This window comes from Saltatorellus ferox (assembly GCA_007751475.1).
In the GTDB taxonomy this organism is placed as follows: Bacteria; Planctomycetota; UBA1135; order UBA1135.
The window spans coordinates 4,043,964-4,064,436 of record CP036434.1 but is presented as its reverse complement, the minus strand read 5'-3'; the positions used below and the strand labels follow the sequence as shown (position 1 = coordinate 4,064,436).

Annotated in this window: 10 protein-coding genes and 1 tRNA gene; 4 read left to right on the top strand and 7 right to left on the bottom strand. The window is 67.2% G+C overall.

Translation table 11 applies throughout. From position 1 onward, the window contains the following. Nucleotides 1-20: 20 nt before the first annotated feature. The 4 genes from Poly30_RS14455 to Poly30_RS14440 form a co-directional block, all read right to left on the bottom strand. Nucleotides 21-821, bottom strand: a complete 801-nt coding sequence (locus Poly30_RS14455) for an ABC transporter ATP-binding protein (RefSeq protein WP_419190189.1) — start codon at nt 819-821, stop codon at nt 21-23. Next, the gene (locus Poly30_RS14450; RefSeq protein ID WP_145198455.1) at nt 814-2,226 is read right to left on the bottom strand and encodes an ABC transporter permease; all 1,413 of its coding nucleotides are present in this window, start codon (nt 2,224-2,226) and stop codon (nt 814-816) included. Before Poly30_RS14450 ends, Poly30_RS14455 begins: the two co-directional genes overlap by 8 nt. Nucleotides 2,227-2,229: 3 nt before the next feature. Further along, nucleotides 2,230-3,741: a lysine--tRNA ligase gene (gene lysS / locus Poly30_RS14445; protein WP_419190188.1), complete on the bottom strand. Its 1,512-nt coding sequence runs from the start codon at nt 3,739-3,741 to the stop codon at nt 2,230-2,232. Nucleotides 3,742-3,977: 236 nt separating this feature from the next. Beyond that, nucleotides 3,978-4,050: transfer RNA gene (locus tag Poly30_RS14440), tRNA-Ala, on the bottom strand. A 447-nt stretch (nt 4,051-4,497) separates the two neighbouring features. Between Poly30_RS14440 and Poly30_RS14435 the strand changes: the two genes are divergently transcribed. The 4 genes from Poly30_RS14435 to Poly30_RS14420 all read left to right on the top strand — a co-directional run bounded on the left by Poly30_RS14435 (nt 4,498) and on the right by Poly30_RS14420 (nt 16,591). After that, on the top strand, nt 4,498-5,868 hold the full coding sequence (locus Poly30_RS14435; RefSeq protein ID WP_419190187.1) for a TldD/PmbA family protein: 1,371 nt from the start codon (nt 4,498-4,500) through the stop codon (nt 5,866-5,868). Between the two features lie 5 nt (nt 5,869-5,873). Further along, complete coding sequence (locus Poly30_RS14430; RefSeq protein ID WP_145198449.1) at nt 5,874-7,436, top strand: TldD/PmbA family protein; 1,563 nt, start codon at nt 5,874-5,876, stop codon at nt 7,434-7,436. Between the two features lie 365 nt (nt 7,437-7,801). Further along, nucleotides 7,802-14,461 carry a Calx-beta domain-containing protein gene (locus Poly30_RS14425; protein WP_419190186.1) on the top strand — a complete coding sequence of 2,220 codons (6,660 nt, stop codon included), beginning with the start codon at nt 7,802-7,804 and terminating at the stop codon, nt 14,459-14,461. A gap of 120 nt (nt 14,462-14,581) precedes the next feature. Continuing rightward, nucleotides 14,582-16,591 (top strand): tetratricopeptide repeat protein, encoded by a 2,010-nt coding sequence (locus tag Poly30_RS14420; RefSeq protein ID WP_419190185.1) that lies wholly within the window; start codon nt 14,582-14,584, stop codon nt 16,589-16,591. A 4-nt stretch (nt 16,592-16,595) separates the two neighbouring features. Here the strand turns inward: Poly30_RS14420 and Poly30_RS14415 are convergent, their stop codons facing one another. The 3 genes from Poly30_RS14415 to Poly30_RS14405 form a co-directional block, all read right to left on the bottom strand. Next, nucleotides 16,596-17,492: a tetratricopeptide repeat protein gene (locus Poly30_RS14415; protein WP_145198443.1), complete on the bottom strand. Its 897-nt coding sequence runs from the start codon at nt 17,490-17,492 to the stop codon at nt 16,596-16,598. A gap of 68 nt (nt 17,493-17,560) precedes the next feature. Next, on the bottom strand, nt 17,561-19,840 hold the full coding sequence (locus Poly30_RS14410) for an MSCRAMM family protein (protein WP_145198441.1): 2,280 nt from the start codon (nt 19,838-19,840) through the stop codon (nt 17,561-17,563). Beyond that, the gene (locus tag Poly30_RS14405; RefSeq protein WP_145198440.1) at nt 19,837-20,460 is read right to left on the bottom strand and encodes an RNA polymerase sigma factor; all 624 of its coding nucleotides are present in this window, start codon (nt 20,458-20,460) and stop codon (nt 19,837-19,839) included. The genes Poly30_RS14410 and Poly30_RS14405 overlap by 4 nt, the downstream gene beginning before the upstream one ends. Nucleotides 20,461-20,473 lie beyond the last annotated feature (13 nt).

Sequence of the window (20,473 nt, the reverse complement as noted above, 5' to 3'; positions counted from 1 at the left end):
AGAACCGTGGAGAGGAGGGCTCAGGTGGGCATGGGGGCCGAGCTGTCCGCCTGGATCAGCCCGTCTTCCATGAAGAGTACCCGCTCGCAGCGCTTGGCGAGCCTCTCGTCGTGGGTCACGAGTAGCAGCGAGACATCGCGTTCCTTCTGCTCATCCAGCAGGATCTCCAGCACCTTCTCGCCGGTGCCGCGGTCCAGGTTGCCCGTCGGTTCGTCCGCGATGAGGATCGGCGGATCCAGCAGGAGCGCGCGCGCGATCGCGACCCGCTGCTGCTCGCCGCCGGAGAGCTGGCCCGGGCGGTGGCCGAGTCGGGTGCTGAGACCGAAGCGCACCAGCATGTCGTGGGCCTTGCCCTCGAACTCCTCGCGGCGGCGGCGGAACTCCGAGCCCTTGAACAGGATCATGGCGGGCAGGATCGCGTTCTCCAGCGCCGTGAGTTCGGGCAGCAGGTGATAGAACTGGAACACGAAGCCAATGCGTCGGTTGCGCAGTTCCGCCCGCTTGGCGGGGGACAGTGACCACGCGTCGACGCCCTCGACGTGGACCTTGCCCTCGGTGGGGCGGTCGAGCAGACCGAGGATGTTCAGCAGCGTCGTCTTCCCTGCGCCCGAGGTTCCCATGAGGGCGAGCCGTTCCCCCGGGCGAAGCTCCATATCGACCCCGTGGAGGACCTCGAGACGGCGCTCTCCGACCTCGAACGAGCGCCGGATCCCCGAGCTGGTCAGCGGACTCGACACGCCGCCTGCGTTGCCGGAAGTCGATGGCACGCGGGGCGGCTCGCTCGGATCCGGCGTCGTGAACAGGGGCTCTTCGCTACTCATGGCGCAGGGCGTCGACGGGGTCGAGGCGCGAAGCGCGCCAGGCGGGAATCGCGGCGAAGATCAGCGTGCTGACGACGGCTCCGAGCACGATCTTGGCGACCTCGATCGGCATGACCTCGCTCGGGATGTGGTCGAACAGATAGATGTCGCGGTTGAAGATCTGGAAGCCGAAGGTGCTGGAGAGCCAGCGTTCGATCGCGTCGATCTTCATCGCTCCGAGCACGCCGACGGCGGCCCCGAGGGCGGAACCGATCACCGCTTCCCATAGCCCGATCAGCAGGAAGAGAACCATCACGCCCCAGGACGTGGCGCCGAGCGCGGTGAGGATGCCGATGTCGCGGCGCTTCTCGGTGACCATCATCGAGAGGAGCGCGAAGACCGTGAACCCGGCGACCACGAGCACGAGGCTGAGCATGATGCCCATGAGGCTCTTCTCGTTCTCAATCGCTGCCAGGAGAGTCGCGCGGAAGTCCTCCCACGTACGGAACTCGTTGGGGTTATCGCCGGGTGCGCCGAGGAATCCCGCTTCGTTGAGCTGGGTCCAGAGCTCTTCCCGCACCTGCAGCTTGTCGCGCTCGTAGTCCTCCAGCTTGACGATGACGGCCGACCACCCGCGCGAGTCCTGCAGGAAGTCTCGCAGCTCGGCGCGGTCCATGTAGACCCGCCGCTGGTCCATCTCGTTGTCCTTGCTTCGGAAGCTGCCGACGATCTCGAAGCGGGAGTTCGCGGGCGCATCCTCGTTCAGGGAGCCGCCGTCATCGAATGTCGCGGTGATGATCGAGACTTCCTGGCCCTTGCGGAGCGACCAGAGGTAGGCCAGCTGCTCGCCGACGATGATCGGACGACCGGGTCGGCTCGTGCGGCGGCCGCTGCGCTCCAGCGGTGCGAAGGGGTCCTCGGCGTCGTCGACGCGCTCGACGCTGGAGTAGATCCGGCCGTCGGGCGGCTTTGGCGAATACTCGCGCGTGAGGGACTCCGCGAAGTCGGAGGTCCCCGTCTCGGCCTCCACGTCGACGCCGATCAGCTCGACGAGCTGGATGGCGTCCTGCATTGGACGCTCCATGGCGGACTTGGCGCCGTCGGGAACGAAGAGTCCGTACCACTGGAGCTGCGGCGCCGCGGACACGACCTTCGGGTGCGACTCGATCAGGTCGATCATCGCCCCGACGTCGTGGTCGGCGTCGATCAGGTCGCCGTTGGGCAGACGCACGGACTGGGTGTACCTGGGCTGGATCACGAAGTCCGCGAGGTTTCCGCGCAGCGTGCGCCGATGCTCCGCCAGGAATCCGGCCATGATCGAGAGGATCAGCACGAGCGCCGCGACCGCGACGAAGATGCCCGCCATGCCGATCCAGTTCGTCTTCCGCGCCCGGAGGTAGCGGAGGCTGAGGAACGTCCGGAACAAGCGCTATGCGCCTCCTTCAGAGGCCGCGCCAGCGGCCACCGTCTCGTCCGTTTCTTCCTGATCTGTGGGCAGCTTGCGCATCGCCGGGAACAGCAGCACGTCGCGGATCGAGTCCTGGCCCGTCAGGAGCATCACGAGCCGGTCCATGCCGATCCCGAGGCCGCCCGTGGGCGGCATCCCGTACTCCAGCGCCTGCACGTAGTCGACGTCCACTTCGCCCGGCGACTCGGGGTCCTTCGACGCGACCTGCTCCTCGAAGCGACGTTCCTGCTCGGCGGGATCGTTGAGCTCCGAGAACGCGTTGCCTAGCTCCATGCACGCGACGAAGACCTCGAAGCGTTCGGTGAGCCGCGGGTCCGCGGGGTCAGCCTTGGCGAGGGGCGAGATCTGGACCGGATAGTGGGTCACGAAGATCGGCCCCGAGAGGTGCGGCTCGACGGTCTCGTCGAACACATCGCTCATGAGCTTCCAGTAGTCGTCGGACTCGTGGTTGAGCTTCAGCTCCTTGGCCTTGGCGCGGACGGCGGTTTCGTCGTCGAATTCGCAGCCGGCGTGCTCGCGGAAGAGGTCCGTGTAGCGCAGCTTCTGGAACGGCGCCTTCATGGAGTAGTCGCCGCCGCGGAACGTGATGTCGGTGGTGCCGTTCAGCTCGGTCGCCAGCAGCTCGAAGAGCCCCTCGACGATTTCCATCATCCGCCGGTAGTCCGCCTGGGCCTCGTACAGCTCCAGCATCGTGAACTCAGGGTTGTGGCGGGTCGAGAGGCCCTCGTTCCGGAAGTTCCGGCTGACCTCGAACACGCGCTCCATGCCGCCGACGATGAGGCGCTTCAGGTAGAGCTCGGGCGCGATCCGCAGGTAGAGATCCGCATCGAGCGCGTTGTGGTGGGTGATGAACGGGCGCGCCGCGGCGCCGCCGGCGATCGGGTGCAGCGTCGGCGTTTCGACCTCGAGGTAGCCCTGGTCCTCCAGGAACCGGCGCGTCAGGGACATCGCGCGGCTGCGCTTGATGAAGACCTCGGAAACGCCCTCGGAGGCCCACAGATCGACGTATCGGCGCCGATAGCGCGCCTCGACGTCGGTCAAGCCGTGCCACTTCTCGGGGGGCGCGGCGACGCTCTTGGAGAGCAATTGCAGCTCGGTGACCCAGATCGTCGGCTCGCCCTTTTGGGTGAACGCGAGTTCGCCGGTGGCGCCCACCAGGTCGCCTCCGTCCAGCCACTTGCGGCGAGGCCACCAGTCGGCCATCTGGTCCTTTTTGATCCCGATCTGCAGGCGACCCGTGCGGTCGAGAATGGGGGAGAAGATGAGCTTGCCGAAGTCGCGGAGACCCAGCATGCGGCCCGCGATCGTGACCGTGGTGCCGATGGCCGGCCCGGGCTCGTCCGGGGTCCCGACCCGGGCGAGGAGGTCGGCGATCGGGGTCGCGTCGACGCCGCGGGCGGGGTAGGGATCGACGCCCTCGGCGCGCATCGCCTCGATTTTGGCCAGGCGATCGGGGTGGGCTAGATTCGTCATGGAGTCTGTCCGTGTGTGCAATCGCCCTACGGAGGGGCGTGGCGCGCGGTTCCCGGAAATCATAGGGGCAGCACCTGCGGCCCCATTCCGCCGTTCTGGAAGAATCAGCCGGTCAGCGGGTGCGTTCGTCGGGCGTCGCTGGCGACCCAGTCGACCCAGGCGATGCCTGAGATCCGTGAAAAGCATTCCACCCGCTGCACTGCGTTGCCTTTCGGCGTGCAGTACAGCGGGTGGAATGGAGGATAGGGGACTTGAACCCCTGACCTCCTGCATGCCATGCAGGCGCTCTACCAGCTGAGCTAATCCCCCTTGGATTGGGGCGCCTTCCCGGCTGAGTCCGGACTCTCGGAGAGAGCAGGGCTCGGAAGAAGACGTTGTAAGATGCAACGCGTGGCAGGCCGGGTCAAGCAGCGCTTTGCGACCGAGCCGAGGCTCGATCGGTGAGCAGCTGGCAAGTGGGGGGCACCGGCCACGCGCCCGCGCTCTCGCGCGGTGAGGCGAAGAGAATGCGGACCCCAGGGCGGAGCGTCAAGGGTGAGTTCAAAAGGAATTTCAATCCTTCCACCGGCCCCCGTCTGAAGGGGAATTCCGGACAACCCGTCAGGGCATGGGCATGACTTCATTGAATGGTGCCGATGGCCTTTGGACACTCCACGACTCACCCCGGCACCGCGTCCGGGCGGAGAACCTCCTGCGGCCCTCGATCCGGGGCTCCATCTGTCGGGTCCTCGACCCAAATCCCACGGCACCACCCACTTGGCACTCCTAGATCAAGACCACGCGTTCGAACTCGCCGAGGCGATCGTCGCGGCCAGCTCCGCTGACGAGACCGAAGTCTCGATCGAGTGCATCGAAGACCGCTTCGTGCGCTTCGGCCACGAAGGGCCGACGCAGTCCGCCGATCGCGACCACTACGACCTCAGCGTCAGGGTCCGGTTCCACGGGCCGGGCGGCTACCGTGAGGCCCGCTCGACCTCGGGCACGATCGACCACGCCAGCGCGGTGGCGGCCCTGGGCCGTGCCCAGCTGCTCGCGAAGATCGCCACCCCCCGGCCGGAAGCGCTCCCGCTCGGCGGTCCCGTCGACGTCGAAGGTACGTCGCCCTCGCGGCCGACACAGGATCACACGTTCAAGGAGAAGGCCGAGTGGATCGGCGCTGCGCTGGCTGCGGCCGAAAAAGAGCGACTCTTTGCCTCCGGACTCGCACGGACCACCGTGATGTCCAGGAGCCTCGTCAACTCCGCTGGCCGCCAGGTCCACGGAGCGACCTCGCGGGCCGAGTTCGCGCTCACCTGTTCGGACGGTGGTTCGGACGGCGAATCCCGCGGCGGAGCTGCGGCCTCTTCGTCGATCGCATGCTTCGTCGATCAAGTCGAGGTCGAGAGGGTCATCGAGGACGCCGTCCGTTCGGCCGTTCTCAGCCGCGAACCCCGGCCGATCGACCCCGGCGCCTTCACGGTGCTGCTGGAGCCCGCCGCGGTCTCCGCGCTCCTCTCGATGGCGACCGAAGCGGGCTTCGGTGCGCGTTCCTTCAGTGAGGGCTCGTCCTTCATGGCAGGGCGGCTCGGTGAGAAGCTCTTCCCGGAGAACGTCTCTCTGGTCGATGACCCGTTGCATCCAGCGCTGCGCGGATGGCGCTTCGACGGCGAGGGGGCAGCCAGGGGCCGCACCGAGATGATCTCGGCCGGGGAGCTGAGGGCGCCGGTGACCGACTCGCGCTGGGCCCAGAAACTCGGTCTTCCGAACACCGGCCACGGCGTCCCGCAGCCGTCGGCCTACGGCCCGAGCGCCGAGCACCTCGTGATGGAGGCAGGGAGCTCCAGCCGCGATGAGCTGCTGGCCGCTGTCGGCGACGGCCTTCTGGTGAGGCAGCTCCACTACGTCAACATCGTCGAGCCACAGACGCTATCTCTCACGGGCATGACCCGCGGAGGCACGTTCCGCATCCGTGGCGGCCAGGTGGCGGAACCGGTTCAAAACCTGCGTTTCACGCAGTCTCTCGTCGAATCGCTGCGGCAGGTCGTGGCGGTCGGTGACCGCTCCCAGCGCAGCGGTTCGCTCATGGGTGGCGAAGTCGTCGCGCCCGCGATCGTGCTCCGAGACTTCGCCTTCACCTCCCGCGCCTGAGTTCCATGGCTGACACGATGCAAAACCAGGGTTCGACTCCGTCCACCGCTGAAGGAAAGGGGATCACGGCGGGGTCTTCCCGCGCTGGCTCTTCCATCGAAGATCTGGCCCAGGTCGCCGTGGATCTCGCCATGCAGCGGGGCGCGGACTACGCGGATGCGCGGATCGTGCGGCTCGCGCGCGAGACCCTCACGGTCCACAACGGAGCCGTCGCGGACGCGGAGGCTCCCGACGAGTTCGGCGTCGGGCTGCGCGTTCTGAAGGACGGCGCCTTCGGATTCGCCGCGGCTCCGACCACCTACGGTGGACTCGGGGACGTGCTGCCCGGACTCGCGCGGCGAGCGCTGGCGCTGGCCCGGGACCTGGCTCCGCTGCGACGCCGACCTATTCAGATGTCTGGCGAGGCGACGGCCCGTGGGGAGTATGCGACGCCGGTCGTCGAGAATCCGTTTTTGGTGCCGCTGGAGGAGAAGGTCGATCTGCTTCTGCGGGCGGACCGCGGGATGTCCGGTCGGCGCGAGATCGTGTCGAGGCTGGCGTCGATCGGGATCCAGCGGGAGGAGCAGTGGCAGGTGACCAGCGAGGGCGGCGCGACCCATCAGGTCCTCATGCGCGCCGGCGGACGTATCGAGGCCATCGCTTCGGCGGGCGGCGTCGTCGAGCGGCGGAGCTATCCGAATGCCCTCGAAGGGGACTTCCGCGGCGGCGGGTTCGAGGTCATTCGCTCAAGCCAGCTCGACGTTCACGCGGAGCGCGTCCGGGATGAGGCGATCGCGCTGTGCCACGCCGACGTCTGCCCTGGTGGCAAGCGCACGCTGATCCTGGGGGGCTCTCAGCTCGCCCTGCAGATCCACGAGTCGGTGGGGCACCCGACGGAGCTCGACCGGATTCTCGGGGAGGAGCGCGATCTGGCCGGCGGCAGCTTCGCGGGCCTCGGGGACCTCGGCGGCCTCCAGTACGGGTCGAAGCACGTCAGCTTCGTGGCGGACTCCACCGCGAAGGGCGGTCTCGACACGCGTGGCTGGGACGACGACGGCGTGGCGTCGCGGCGTTTCGAGGTCGTGCGAGAGGGCCGCTTCGTCGGTGTGATGGGGGGGCGCGCCAGCTCGGGCCGCGCCGGGATCTCCGAAAGCGGCTCGGTGTCCCGGGCCGAGGGCTGGTACTCGCCCCCGATCGACAGGATCACGAATCTCTCGCTGGTTCCGGGCTCGGGCTCGCTCGAGGACCTGATCGCCTCCAGCGAGGACGGAACGATCTTCGCCGACACCGTGAAGACCTGGTCGATCGACCAGGAGCGCAGGAACTTCCAATTCACCTGCGAGGTGGCCTGGGAGATCCGGGGCGGGCGCCGCTCGCGCCTCCTCCGGCTTCCGACCTACCAGGGGAACAGCGTCGCGTTTTGGAACTCCTGCGATGCGGTCGCAGGTCCGCAGGAATGGCGGCTCTACGGCGTGGTGAACTGCGGTAAGGGAAATCCCATGCAGATCGCGGAGATGAGTCACGGAGCCGCGCCCGCGCGCTTCCGAGGGGTGCAAATGCTCGATATGAGTGGCGGAACCTCGGTCTGAATGCCGTGTTAGACATACCGGCGTGAGACCCTCCGGTGGGCGTAGTGCCGGCTCGAATCGTGCGTAGATGGGCCCGCTCGCACGGCCGCGTCACGATTTTTCGGAACTATGCCGTACTGAATCGGGACGAGCGCCCAGTTAATAGGGAGCTAGGGAGCCAAGGCCGCCTGTACACCGTCGAAAGACAGTGTGGGGCCGCGCTCCACGAGTCCCCCGTCGGTGCCGGTCTGCGTTCGCAGTCTCTCCCGGAAACCTCGGGGCTCTCTCGGATGACTCGGTCAACTTCCCCTGGCGAGCGTCCCCCCTGGTCTCCTGCCTGTCCAACCGCCCCTCTGCTTCGTTTGCTCACGTCCAAGGACCGAGCCATGCAATCTATCTTTGCCGCCGCCATGCTCTCTGCCTTCTCGGCAGGAGCCATCTTCGCTCATCCGGGTTCCCTGCCAGTCGACCCGGAAGTCTCCTTTTCGTCGGCCGCTTCCAGCGCGACGGAAAGTGCCACGACGGTGAACGTCCAGGTCGTGCTCTCGCAGGCCGCGACCGCGCCCGTTTCGATCCCTTTCACCGTCGGTGGCTCGGCGACGAGCGCCGATGCGACCGTCACCGCGGGGCCCCTGGTGATTCCTGTCGGGCAGAGCACCGGCACGATCGCCGTGACCGTGCTCCAGGACAGCCTGTCGGAGGGACGCGAGCGCGTCGCCCTGACGCTCGGCACGCCCACGAATGGAACGCTCGGCGCGACGACCGCCCACGAGGTCGTCATCGTGGACGATGAGCCCGCCGCCACCCTCAGCTTCACGCAGGCCTCGAGTTCGAGGGGAGAAGGCGCTGGCACTGCCGCCATCTCGCTCACGCTGTCCACTCCCCGGACCGAGGAAGCGCGCGTGTCTTTCTCGCAGACCGGGACCGCCACGCCCGGTGGGGTCGATGTGTCGACGAGCCCGATGTCGCCGATCATCGTTCCCGCGGGCGCCACGACGGCGACGCTCAACGCGAACCTCGTTCAGGACCTGATCGACGAGCCGAACGAGACTTTCATCGTGACGCTGCTCGCGCCCGTGAACTGCGCCCTTGGGACGATCGCTCAGCACACGCTGACCATCACCGATGACGACGCTCCGCCGACCGTCGCGTTCGCCGCGCCGAGCTCGTTCCTCGTCGAGTCCGCGTCGGGCACGATGGCATCGGTGACGCTCAGCGCGCCGTCCTCCTTCGACGTGACCGTTCCCGTCGCGGCGACCGGCACCGCGACCGTGGGGTCCGACTACACCTGGACTCCCGGTGGCATGAGCGCGTCCGGGGCGCTCATGATCCCCGCTGGCGCCACTTCCGCGAACGTCGTGCTCAGCACGATCCTCGATTCGACGGTCGAGGGAACGGAGACCGCGATCTTCACGCTCGGCGCGCCGACCAACGGAACCCTCGGAGCCGGGACGAGCCATCAGGTTCGTCTGATCGATGACGATGGGCCGCTCGTTCAGGTGGCATTTGCAAGTTCCGGAGGGTCCGTGCCGGAGTCGATCGGCTCTCTGCAGGTCAGCGTGGTCGCCACCGATTACGCCGCGCAACCCGTGGTGGTGCCGATCACCACGGGCGGTACCGCCACCCTCGGAACGGACTACACTCTCGGAACGTCCACGGTGACGATCCCTGTCGGCTCGCTCAGCGCAACCGCCACGGTCACCGTGGTCGACGACGCGGCCCAGGAGTCCCTGGAGACGATCGTTCTCGGGATGGGGGCGGTGACGGGTGCTAGCGTCGGTTCGACCGCACAGCACACGATCAGCGTGATGGACAACGACGGGGTTCCGACCCTGACCTTCGCCGCGCCGACCTCGTCCGCCGCCGAAGGCGCCGGGATGAAGCTCGTCGACGTCGTCCTTTCTGGACCCGCTCCTGCGCCAGTCACCGTACCCGTGACGCTCAGCGGGACGGCCATGGGAGGCGGCATGGACTTCTCGGTGACGCCCAACCCGCTGGTGATTCCCGCGGGAGCCTCGACGGGGCAGTTCGTCGTCAACCTCGTCGGCGACACGCTCTACGAGAACAACGAGACCGTCGGCCTGACGTTCGGCGCCCTCGCGGGTGCCGACCCGGGCGGGATCGTGCAGCACACGCTCACCATCACGAACGATGATCCGCAGCCGACCGTGGCGTTCACCTCGTTCCGCAACGTCGTGGCCGAAATGGACGGAAGCTTCTCGGTTCGCCTGGCGCTGAGCGCCGTCTCTGGGCTGCCCGTGCAGGTGCCGTTCACCGTGAGTGGCACCGGATCTGGCCCGAGCGACTGCACGCTTCCGCCAAGCCCGGCGATGATTCCGGCAGGGGCGGCCTTCGTCGATCTTCCGGTCACGCTCGTCGTGGATCGCATCCCCGAACTGGGGGAGAAGATTCTCTTCGAACTCGGCGCCGCTCCGTCGAACGCGACGCTCGGCACCACGCTGAGCCACCTCGTTCTCCTGAAAGACGGTGACCGCGGCGCGCTCGCGGTGCCCTCGGCCCTGACACCCTCGGTGTTCAGCCTGTCCTTTCCGACGACGCGGACGACCCAGGCGAGCGTCTCGCAGAGCGTCTTCTTCACGAACGTGCACACGACGCCACTCACCCTTGTGGACGTGGCACGCGTGGGACCGATGAAGGGCGACTTCGGACTCAGCTTCCCGGTGGCGCTGCCGATCACGCTGGCGCCCGGGGCGAGTGCACGGGTCGACGTGACGTTCCAGCCGGTCGGAAGGGGCGAGCGCACGCTCGTACTCAGTCCGGTCACACAGCAGACGACGTCTGCTCCCTCGACCGTGGCCCTCAGCGGCATCGCCTTTGGCGGCACCGGGGAAGAGATTCTCATGAACGCCGCGGACGTGCTGTTCGACGGTCCCGCGCGGCAGGACTACTCCCCCGAGTACGGCGCCACCGGCGGCGCACTCGGAGAGAACTCCAGCGAGGTCAGCGGCACGACGCTCGACGCTCTCTACCAGACGTTCCGGGCAGGCCAGCTCTTCTCCTACGCCATCGAACTTCCGAACGGCGCCTACGACGTGAAGATCCACTCGTGGGAGCCGGTTCAAGCCCAGGTGGGCGCCCGCGTGATGGACGTCTACATGGAAGGCGCGGAGGTCATCGACGACCTCGACCTCTTCGCGGAGGTCGGCCCTGCGACCGCCTATGTCTCGTCACCGCAGCGCGTCACGGTCTCCGACGGTGTGCTCGATCTCACCTTCGAGGGAGAGGTCGGTCAGGCGATCGTGAGCGCGATCGAAGTGCGGTCGGTTCCCGTGCTCGGGACCAGCACGACGTCGCTCTCCTTCGGGGACGTCGAGCAGGGGGCGTCGAGCACGCTCACGGTCGACTTCCAGAACACGGGTCTCCACGGAGGGGTCCTGAATCGTCTGACGTTCCGCGTGTCGTCCATCGGTGATGCCCGCGACTTCAGCGTGGAAGTCGGCGGTGTGGTCTACACCGGCTCCACGGAAACGATCGTTCGTACGCCCCAGATTCTGCTGCCGCCTGGGACCACCAGTATCCCGGTGACGTTCACTCCGACGTATCACGAGGATCACTTCGTGACCCTCGAGTTCGAGAACTCAGTGACCGGAGCCCTCTTCGAGGTCGACCTCACGGGCACGGGCGGCGCCCAGGCTGGCTGGGGCTTCCTGCACCCCGTCCCCGACAACGATCCGGTCTTCGTCGTCGACTACGACAACGACGGCTTCGAGAGCGTCACTCTGCTCGGCTCCGAGTCGCACACCCATGAACCCGGGCATTCGCTCACCGCGTTCGAATGGCAGATCGGCGGGGTCCCTGTGGCGACGACGGTCGACACGGTGCAGATTCTCCCCATCGGTTCCACCACCGTGGGCCTCACGATCGGCGACGACAACGTGCCTGCGGCCACGGCTTCGGACGTTCGGACGATCACGGTGCACCCGGTGGACCAGGTGCCTGGCGTTCTCGCTCTTTACTACGACGGTGCGTCCCTCGGTGAGGTCTTCCTCCTCGACAACGTTCCGGCTCGCTACGACTTCGCGGCGCGCCTGGCTTCGCTCCAGATCGATGCCACAGGAGGCAAGGTCGGGACATCGCCCTTCGACCAGAAGGTCATGGTCCAGTGGCTCACCCATTTCGAAACCACCTCGGCGCGTACCCTGGGGTTCCAGGCCACCGGCGGCGTGCAGCGGCGAGTCTTTGTCGACGGAGGTCCGGTCACAGGACCCGTTACCCTGGCGGCCGGCGTCCACAAACTGGATCTTCGGTTCGCGGTGAGCTCGCTCAGCGACGTGCCGCTCCAGCTCACGATCATGGAGTCCGGCTCCGTCGCGACGGACATTCAAAATGCCCTGGCGTATGACCTCGGGCCCATTCCCCCGGCCATCCACGCGATGCCGACGTCCGGAACCGATCTGGGAGGAAATCGCATCGAGATCAAGGGCTTCGGCTTCTTCCCCGAGGCCCAGACGATCGTGCACTGGGGCTCGACGGATATCACATCGGCGCAGTTCGACGAGTGGAATGGCGAGCAGATCACGCTCACCACGCCTCCGGGCAGCGGTTCGATCATGGTGACGGTCGAAACGCCGCAGGGGATCTCGGACCCGGTTCAGTTCGACTACTCGCCCACGGGGCCGATCCCGGTGCGTTTCACGCTGTTGAACGGCCAGGCGGTCTCCATCGCAAACGTGACCTGCGCTCAGTGGGGGCCCGACGGCAAGCTGTACGTGGGCGTTCTCGATGGTTCTCTCCGTGTCCTTACCTACGACGAGAACTGGACGGTCACGAGCATCCAGTACCGCGTCGGCGTCTCGGGACTGACGAATCGGGATACGCTCGGTATGGCGTTCAATCCCTTCGACGTCTACAACCCTCAGGATCCGACGAGCCTGAAGCTGTACATCAGCCACGGCGAACAGTTCCAGAACGGTGGCGGCGCTTTCACGGGCCCGTCGTACTTCACGGGGCAGGTTTCCGTCCTGACGGGCCCGTACTTCGACAACCCGCAGCCGCTCATCACGCAGCTGCCCGTCTCCAACCACGATCACTCCGTCAACGGTCCTTTCTTCGACGACAACGGCGACCTGCTCCTCTGCGTCGGTGGGAACACCAACGCCGGCGTGACGGATCCGCATCTCGGGGACATTCCTGAGTCTCCGTTCTCGGGCGCCGTTCTTCGCGCGTTCACCTCGAGGCCGAACTTCAACGGTGCGATCCTCTACCAGGACTCGGCGACCGGCGTCTACGTGGACGATCAGGTCTACGGGGAGCTGACGGATATTGCTCCCGGGGTGGACATCGAGGTGTACGCGCCTGGATTCCGCAACTCGTTGGACTTGGTGCTGCACACCAACGGCTACCTCTACTCCACGGACAACGGCGCGAACGCTGGCTTTGGGCCCGCTTCGCTCAGCATGACCACGCAGGGCGGAGTGAGTAGCGCCAACTCCCCGGACGAGATCAACCTGGTCGAGCCGGGCATCTACTACGGTTCGGCGAACCGCTCACGCGGCAGCTTCGATCCCAGGCAGGCTGTCTTTCGCGATGCGTGGCAGCCCTCGGTAGCCAACACGTTCCGCGCCCCGATCAGCGTCGTGAATTCGTCCACGAACGGCATCGAGGAGTACAGGGCGACGGCTTTCAACTCGGCGATGCGAGGCAATCTCGTGGCGTCCAAATGGAACGCCGGCCTCTATCGAATCATTCTCTCGGCCGATGGTCGTCGCGTGAGCACGCAGACTCTGCACGACAGCAACGCCAACACGGCGTTCCCGCCGAACCGGGGCCTGGACGTGATCGCAGGACCCGGCGGAGCGCTGATCTCGATCGACTACACCAGCGGCAAGATTCGCGTTCAGGTTCCGGACGACGTGGCGGCGATTGGCCCGACGCCCTACGACATCTTCCCCTGGCGTGTGACGGCCGGTGGCGGCCAGCGATTCGTCATCGGAGGCAAAAACTTCGGCACGAACCTCGCGAACGTTTCGGTCACGATCGGGGGAGTGCCAGCCACGCTGACCTCCGTCAACAACGGCCGGATCGTCGGTACGTTCCCGCCGAGCCCGACGGGCGAGGCCACGGAGCTGCTCGATGTCACGGTCACGATCAACGGTAGCCCGAGGACGATCACCCAGGCGATGCGCTACCTGCCGGCCTCGCCCGGTCTGAAGAAGGGCACCTGGCACAATGGATCCGTGCTTCCGCTTCCCCTGGGCGAGGTTGCCTCGGCGATCGTCGGCCAGAAGCTCTATGTGCTGGGTCAGGGCAACAGCAGCACCTTCGTTCATGACCTCTACCAGGGGAGCTGGAGCATGGGCCTGGCCCAGCGTCAGTTCCCTGGCAATCACCACGGCATCGAGGTGATCGGCACCAAGATCTACCTCATGGGAGGGCTCGACAGCGGCTCCGCCGGGCGGGTCCAGATCTACGACACCGTCGCGAACGCTTGGTCGCTCGGGACCCCTATGCCCTGGAACGGAGGCTCGTGCGCGACGGCCGTCATCGACGGAAAGATCTACGTCGGTGGCGGCAACCTGCAGGGCTCCGGCACGGCGGGCAACTTCGCGGTCTACGATCCGACGCTCGATACGTGGACTCCGCTCGGCATGGTGCCGACACCGGTCAACCATGCGGCCTCGGGAACGGACGGTGAGAAGCTCTACGTCTTTGGCGGTCGACAGGGGATGAACGTTCCTCAGGCCGGCTTCGACGACGTCCAGATCTACGATCCGGTGTCGAACACCTGGGAAACCAGCGACGCTGGCCAGGCGGCGCCGATGCCCCTGGGCCGCGGCGGTACCGGTCACGCTGTCTTCTACGGCGGCGAGTTCTACATCATGGGTGGAGAAGATGCCTCGCAGGCATTCTCGGACGTTCAGGTGTACAACCCGACCACCGACTCCTGGCGCATGGACAAGCCGATGCCGACCGCGCGCCACGGCATCTACCCGACGCTCTTCGAGTCTCGGATCTTCGTCCTGGGCGGGGGCCTCGTGTCGGGCTTCGGCTTCTCGACGGTGTCCGAGGTCTACTCGCCGCGCTGATCGCAGAAGTGCGCCCCGACGGGGGCGGAGTCAGCGGCCTGCACCTCGATGATGAGGGGCGGGCCGCTTTCGTACGCGGCGTTCGGTGGTTGCCCTGGACTCGGGTTATTCTCTGACACCTTGGAACCAGCATTGGAGGACACGAAAGGAGCGGTTGAGCCGCGCCCAGCTCGTACCTGGATCGTCGCGGCGCTGATCTTTGGCTTCGCCGCGGCGATTCGTGTGGTCTATGTGCTGGCGCTCAGGGATCATCCCCGGTTCGAAGCTCCGGCCATGGACGCCGGGTACCACCTCGCCTGGGCCAAGGCGCTCGCGACAGGCACTGAGTTCCGGGACGGCCCGCTGTTCCGGGCTCCGCTGTACCCCGGATTCCTCGCGCTCCTTTGGAAGCTCACAGGTGGGAGTCTTCTCGGAGTTCGGATAGTTCAGGCCCTCCTGGGCGGCGTGACTGCCGCGTTGACCTATCGGCTCGGGCGCCGCGTGGCGAGCGAGGCCGCTGGCAGGGTCGCCGGTGTGATGGTCGCGATCTCGTGGACGATGGTCGCGTTCGACGCGGAACTCCTGATTCCGGTTCTCCTCGCGCCGCTTCTGCTGGTGGCGCTGGAACTCGCGGTGGTCTGGTTCGATTCCACGGGTGACGCGACGCCAGCACCGAATCTAGGGCCGGGGTTCCGTCGTCGCTTCCCCCAGAGTCTGATCGTGGGGACCGCGTTCGGGCTCGCCGCGATCGCTCGACCGAACGTGCTGCTTTTCATGCCGGTGCTCTTCGGCTTCTCCATCTGGAAGTCGCGCCGCGTGATGCCGGCCCTCTGGCTCACCCTCGGAACGCTGCTTCCGATCCTCCCGGTCACGGTGCACAACGCGCTCGAGGGCGATGTATCGCTGATCGCCACCCAGGGTGGAGTCAACTTCTGGATCGGCAACAACCCGGCGAGCGACGGCGCCGCGGCCATCGTTCCGGGGACCCGCGATGGCTGGTGGGAAGGCTACTTCGATTCGATCGCCATGGCCGAGGAGGCGGAGGGACGAGACCTTCGGCCGACCGAAGTCTCGGCGCACTATCGAAGCCGCGCTTTCGACTGGATGAGCGCCCATCCACTCGATGCTTTCCGGCACCTCGCGTGGAAGGCCCGCCTTCTGTTCGCCAACGTCGAGATCGCCAACAACCAGGACATGCGCTTCGTCGCGTTCCGGACCTTGCCGGCCCTGCGGTACTCGCCGGCGCGCTGGGGGATTCTGCTCGGCCTGGGCTCGGTGGGACTCGTCTGGCTCGCGCTCCGCGGTCCGAAGGAGCGTCGCGCCGGCGTGGCTCTCCTGGCGTCCTTCGCGGTCGTCTACGGGTTCAGCATCGTGCTCTTCTTCGTCAACGCGCGCTTCCGGCTACCGCTGGTTCCGATCCTGTCCGTCGGGACAGGAGCGACTCTCGCGGGGATCGTGGGGGCGCTGCGCAGCGGTCGCTGGGTCAGGGTAGGTGCGCTCGCTCTCCCGGCTCTTCTGATCTTGACGCTCAGCTTCATCATGCCAAAAGGCATCGTCCAGTCCGATGCGAACGGTCTCGCGGAGCTGGGGAGAGCCGAGCTGGCGCTGGGGCGGCCAGAACAGGCACTGGAGTACCTGGAAGAAGCCATTCGGGCCAATCCGGCCAGCGTTCAGGTACGGATGGCCCTCGCGTCGGCGATCGTGGCAGCGGGCCAGAACCCGGAGCGTGCTCTGCTTCTCCTGGAGGAAGCTCGGAGCCTTCCGCGCGGCGCCGATCTCGTCGAGCTGGAGGTCCAGATCCTCGACACTCGTCTCTCGGCCGGCGACACGGAGGGCGCTCTGCGCGCAGCGAGAGCGGCGCTTTCGAAGCATCCCAGGGACGGTGCTCTGCGCTTCGTCGTGGCTCGCGCGGAAGCGATGTCAGGGAACGCCCGTGGCGCGCTCGATCGCTTCGAGGCGCTCCTCGCGGACGAACCCACCAACGTCGCGGTGGCGCGTGTGATCGGGCAGATCCTTGCGCAGATCGGTCCGCGAGAGGACGCGATCCGCGCGTACGAGCGGGTGCTCGATCTGGCGCCCTTCGCCACGCCGGAAATCCTTCGGGAGGCCGAGGAGCAGCTTCGAAAGCTTCGCGTCCCTGCGGGTCGCTGACCGATCACTGGCCCGAGAGAAGCGCGATCTGCGAAGCGAGATCGGCGTTGTCCGGGTACAGCTCAAGGCCAGACTTCCATGCGGCGAGCGCCTTCTCGGCTTGACCTGTCTGGTGGTACATGTTGCCGAGCAGCAGGTGCGTGGACGCGTGCTGGGGGTTCGGCGTTTGACCGCTCTGCTGCGTGATCAGGGTCTCGAACTCGTGGATTGCGGACGCCTGCTTTCCGAAGACGGGCGGCCAGAAGCTCAGCGCCGTTGCCTTGGTGAAGCGGGCTTCCCAGTGCTGCGGGTCGGCCTTGAGGGCCGCGTCGAGCGCCTGGTCGGCGAGGGTTGCGTACTTGCCGGCGAGGGGGCTCGCGCCCGCTTCCTGGGTACGTCCGAGGTAGGCCTGGCCGAGGGCGAGCTGGGCCTCGGGATCGTTGGGGTTCGCGTCGGCAAGGGCCTTGAAGTAAGCGAGGACTTCCTCGTCTCGGCCCTCTTCGACGATGCGCTTCCAGAGGCCGCCCATCATCATCTCGTCGGAGCTCGCAAGGAGAGCAGCGATGTCCTCCATCGTGCCAAGTTCTTTCACGGCGAGGGGGTCGATCGGGCCGTCCTCAATGCCTGGATGGGACTCGAAGTAAGCGGCGACGGCGCGGGCGATCTGATCCTCGTCGAGGGTCGGAGCCAGTGCCCTGGGCGTCACCTGCGCGAGTTCCGAGCGTTCTTTCATCTCCGCGATCTCCGCGCGGAGATCGTCGACCGCACGGGAGAGTTCGGCCGTAGCCCCTGAGTCGCTCTTCATCGCGGAGGCTGCCTGGGTGGTTCCCACGGCGCCTTTTGAGCCGAAGGCGAGGAAGGCGCTCACGCCCCCGAGACCGAGGGCGAAACAGGAGAGGACGGCGGCAGTGGTGGTGTTCATGGCGACTTGGTGCGCGCCACCGGAAATTCCCTTCGTCCTCGTTCGAGAAAACTTCGCCGGATCCAGGCTCAGCGCGACGGAACGCGGCACTCGAACTCGCCCGAAGACTCGTCGAAGTCCACAGCCTTTTCCCAGAGCGGCGCTTCCGCGCTGCCCTTCTCGCGAAGCCGAAGCGTGACGGTCCCGTGGGGGACGGAGAGAATCCTGGCCCGGCCATCGGGCCCGGTGAGGATCGTCTCCTGCTGGGGAACCGCCGTTCCATCGGCGTCCAGGGCCGCCACGACGAGCCCTGGGAGCGCCTCGCCCGTTTCCTGATCCACCGCGCGAAGGGTGATCGGGCCGCCCGGGAGCAGGGCCACAGGGAGGCTCTTCGGGCGCCCCACCTCCAGCTCGAAGGCTTCCGTCCAGGTGGCTCCGTGGTCGGGGCCGACGACGACCGCGCGGTGTCGGCCGGGCAGCAGGTGCTCGAGTCGCGCCATTCGGTGCCCATCCTCGTCCACGGTGGCGGAGCGCCCTCCGTAGATCCACTCGGAGCTCTCGGGACGCCACCGGTCCAGAACCACCCAGGAGGGCCCCTCGCCGGTTCCACCCCGTGCGTCGATCATGACCTCGGTGGCTGGAAGCACCAAGGAGACGTCCTGGCTGTCCGAAATGCGACCTTCCCAGATCACGTTCATCTGTCCGAATCCATCGCTCGCGAGATAGATCAGGTAGTCCGACGGCTTGATCCCCACGAACTGGAACGCGCCGGTCGGGCTGGTCTCCGTGACCCGCCAGTCGCCGTCCTGTTCCAGGCCGCCATCGAGCGTCGCCAGGGTGAGCGACGCGCGCGCGACGGCCTTGCCAGCAACGTCCGTCAGCGTTCCCTTCAGCGTGAGCCCAAGGGCGGCGACGGGTGCTCGGAAATCGGTCCGCGTTTCGCTCTTGCCGTCGAGGCGTAGCTGGCGGAATTCCAGGGGTGATCTCGTCTGCGCCGGATCGAACAGAAGAGCGACGTACTGGCCCTCGGGAAGCCCCTCGATTCGGAACTCGCCGTCTCGATCGCAGGTGTCAGCGCCGAAGGTCATCACCGGCCGATCCATGCTGGCGGGGTCGACCTCTTGCTTCGACACGATGACGTACGCCCCCGACCAGCTCGAGCCGTCGGGGCGCTCGACGAGTCCGACCACCGTGGAGCCCTGGGTGAGCTCGATCTGGAGCGGGCCTGGGGACGTGGCATTCGCGCTCGTGCTGACGAGGGTGGGGGCGAGCCCCGGCGCGGAGGCGCGGATGCGGACTCTGCTCCCGGTCGCGACGTGCTCGAGCGTGAACCGGCCGAGGGAATCTGCAACGGTGTGCGGGCGCGGAAGGCGCGTCTCCCCGGGGTCGACCGCCACGTCGAGGGCGTCGAGCGGAAGCTGGTCGAGCGCCACGACGAGCGCGCCGGGCACCGGGTTCCGGTCGACGGCGTCGATCACCACGCCCGAGACGCTCACTCCAGTCTCGAGTTCGAACCTCAGGTCCCCGGAGGCCGCAGCGGCCCTGCTCACGCGAGCGCGAGCAGGCGCGAGCCCCGGGGCCTCCAGCTGGAGAAGGACCTGTTCCGCGCCCATCTGCTCGGCAACTCCCAGGGCGTCCTCGGCGCGTAGCCAGGCAACCGGCCCCGGGTCTTCTTCGCTGCTGGTGAAGACGAGGCGAATCTCGAACGCGACGGGACCGGCCACGCGCGGGAGCTGGACGATCGGCTTGACCCAGAGAGTGGCCATCAGCCGATCCTTCACGGTGAGCGGCCCTGCCATGCCACCGGGCGAGTGAGCCCCGGCAGAATCCCTTGCGAACGTCACCGCCGCGAGGACGCTCGTTCCATCGGGCTCCGGCCGCGCGTTCGCGGCCTCCGGCTCCCCTCTGGCTGGCTCCGGCTCCCGGGACGGCTCTTCGGGATCTTCGGCAGCCAGTAGCGGTTCCCGGCCGCTGCCTTCGAGCACTCGATCGGTGCGGTCGAGGCCCACGGGGTCAGGGCTCCGCTCCGTCCCGGGCGAGGCCGTGGAGGTCCCTGCCCCTGGCTCCGCTGGCTCCTCCGGCCCGGCTGACGCGAGCCCGCTGCGGGGGTCGAGGGCGCCAGTATTCTCCGCGTCACCCGATGGGGAAAGCCAGCGCCAGGCACCGAGCGACACGAGCAGCAGCGCAGCGGCGGCTGCCACGAGCGGCAGTCGCCGAAGGCGGTGCCGCGGCGGTTCGGCCCGGGGAGCGGCGACCTGCTCATGGAGGGCGCGTCGAATGCGCGCGCGCGCCACGTCCGAGAGGCGCTCCCGCCGGGGCGCGACGGCCATGAGCCTCTCGAGGTTTCGGTCGAGGACGTCCGGGGTCAAACTCCTTCCTCCTCGCCGGCCGCGCGCACGTTGAGAAGGGTGAAGACCTCGGCAAAGGCCCGCCTGGCGCGATGGAGCGTCGACTCGGCGGCCTTGACGCCTCGGCCCTGCAAGCGCGCGGTCTCGGGCACCGAGTGTCCCTCGACGTAGCGCTCCGTCAATGCCGTGCGGTAGGACTCCGGCAGGGACGAAAGAGTGGCTCCGACCATGGCCTGGGTCTCTTTCCGTTCGAGAATCTCGTCGGGGATGGGCTCCTCGGCGATCCTGCCCAGCGTCGCGAAGATCTCGTCGTCCGCGTCCAGCAGGATGTCGCCCAGTGGCCGCGTCCGCGCCTGGCTGCGCCGCGCCTCGCGGATCTTGTTCTTGGCGATGCCGAAGAGCCAGGTGCGGAGCGCCGCTCGGCCATCGAATCGTTCGAGGCCCTGGACGGCGGCCAGCAGCGTCTCCTGGGCGATGTCCTCGGCCAGATCGCGGCGCCTGCCGACACGGTAAAGAACGAACTCGAACACGGCGTCCGCGTGCGCGTCCATGAGCTCGTCTATCCCGGCCGGCTCGCGCCGTATCAGGGATCGAGAGAGCTGGAGCTCCCTGGGGTCGTCATCCGGTCGTCGTACGGCCACGCTTTCAGCCTAG

Bases quoted from the DNA above. Each gene is read 5' to 3' on its own strand.
- Poly30_RS14455 (WP_419190189.1), bottom strand. From the start codon at position 821: ATGAGTAGCGAAGAGCCCCTGTTCACGACGCCGGATCCGAGCGAGCCG.
- lysS (WP_419190188.1), bottom strand. From the start codon at position 3,741: ATGACGAATCTAGCCCACCCCGATCGCCTGGCCAAAATCGAGGCGATG.
- Poly30_RS14430 (WP_145198449.1), top strand. From the start codon at position 5,874: ATGGCTGACACGATGCAAAACCAGGGTTCGACTCCGTCCACCGCTGAA.
- Poly30_RS14425 (WP_419190186.1), top strand. From the start codon at position 7,802: ATGCAATCTATCTTTGCCGCCGCCATGCTCTCTGCCTTCTCGGCAGGA.
- Poly30_RS14415 (WP_145198443.1), bottom strand. From the start codon at position 17,492: ATGAACACCACCACTGCCGCCGTCCTCTCCTGTTTCGCCCTCGGTCTC.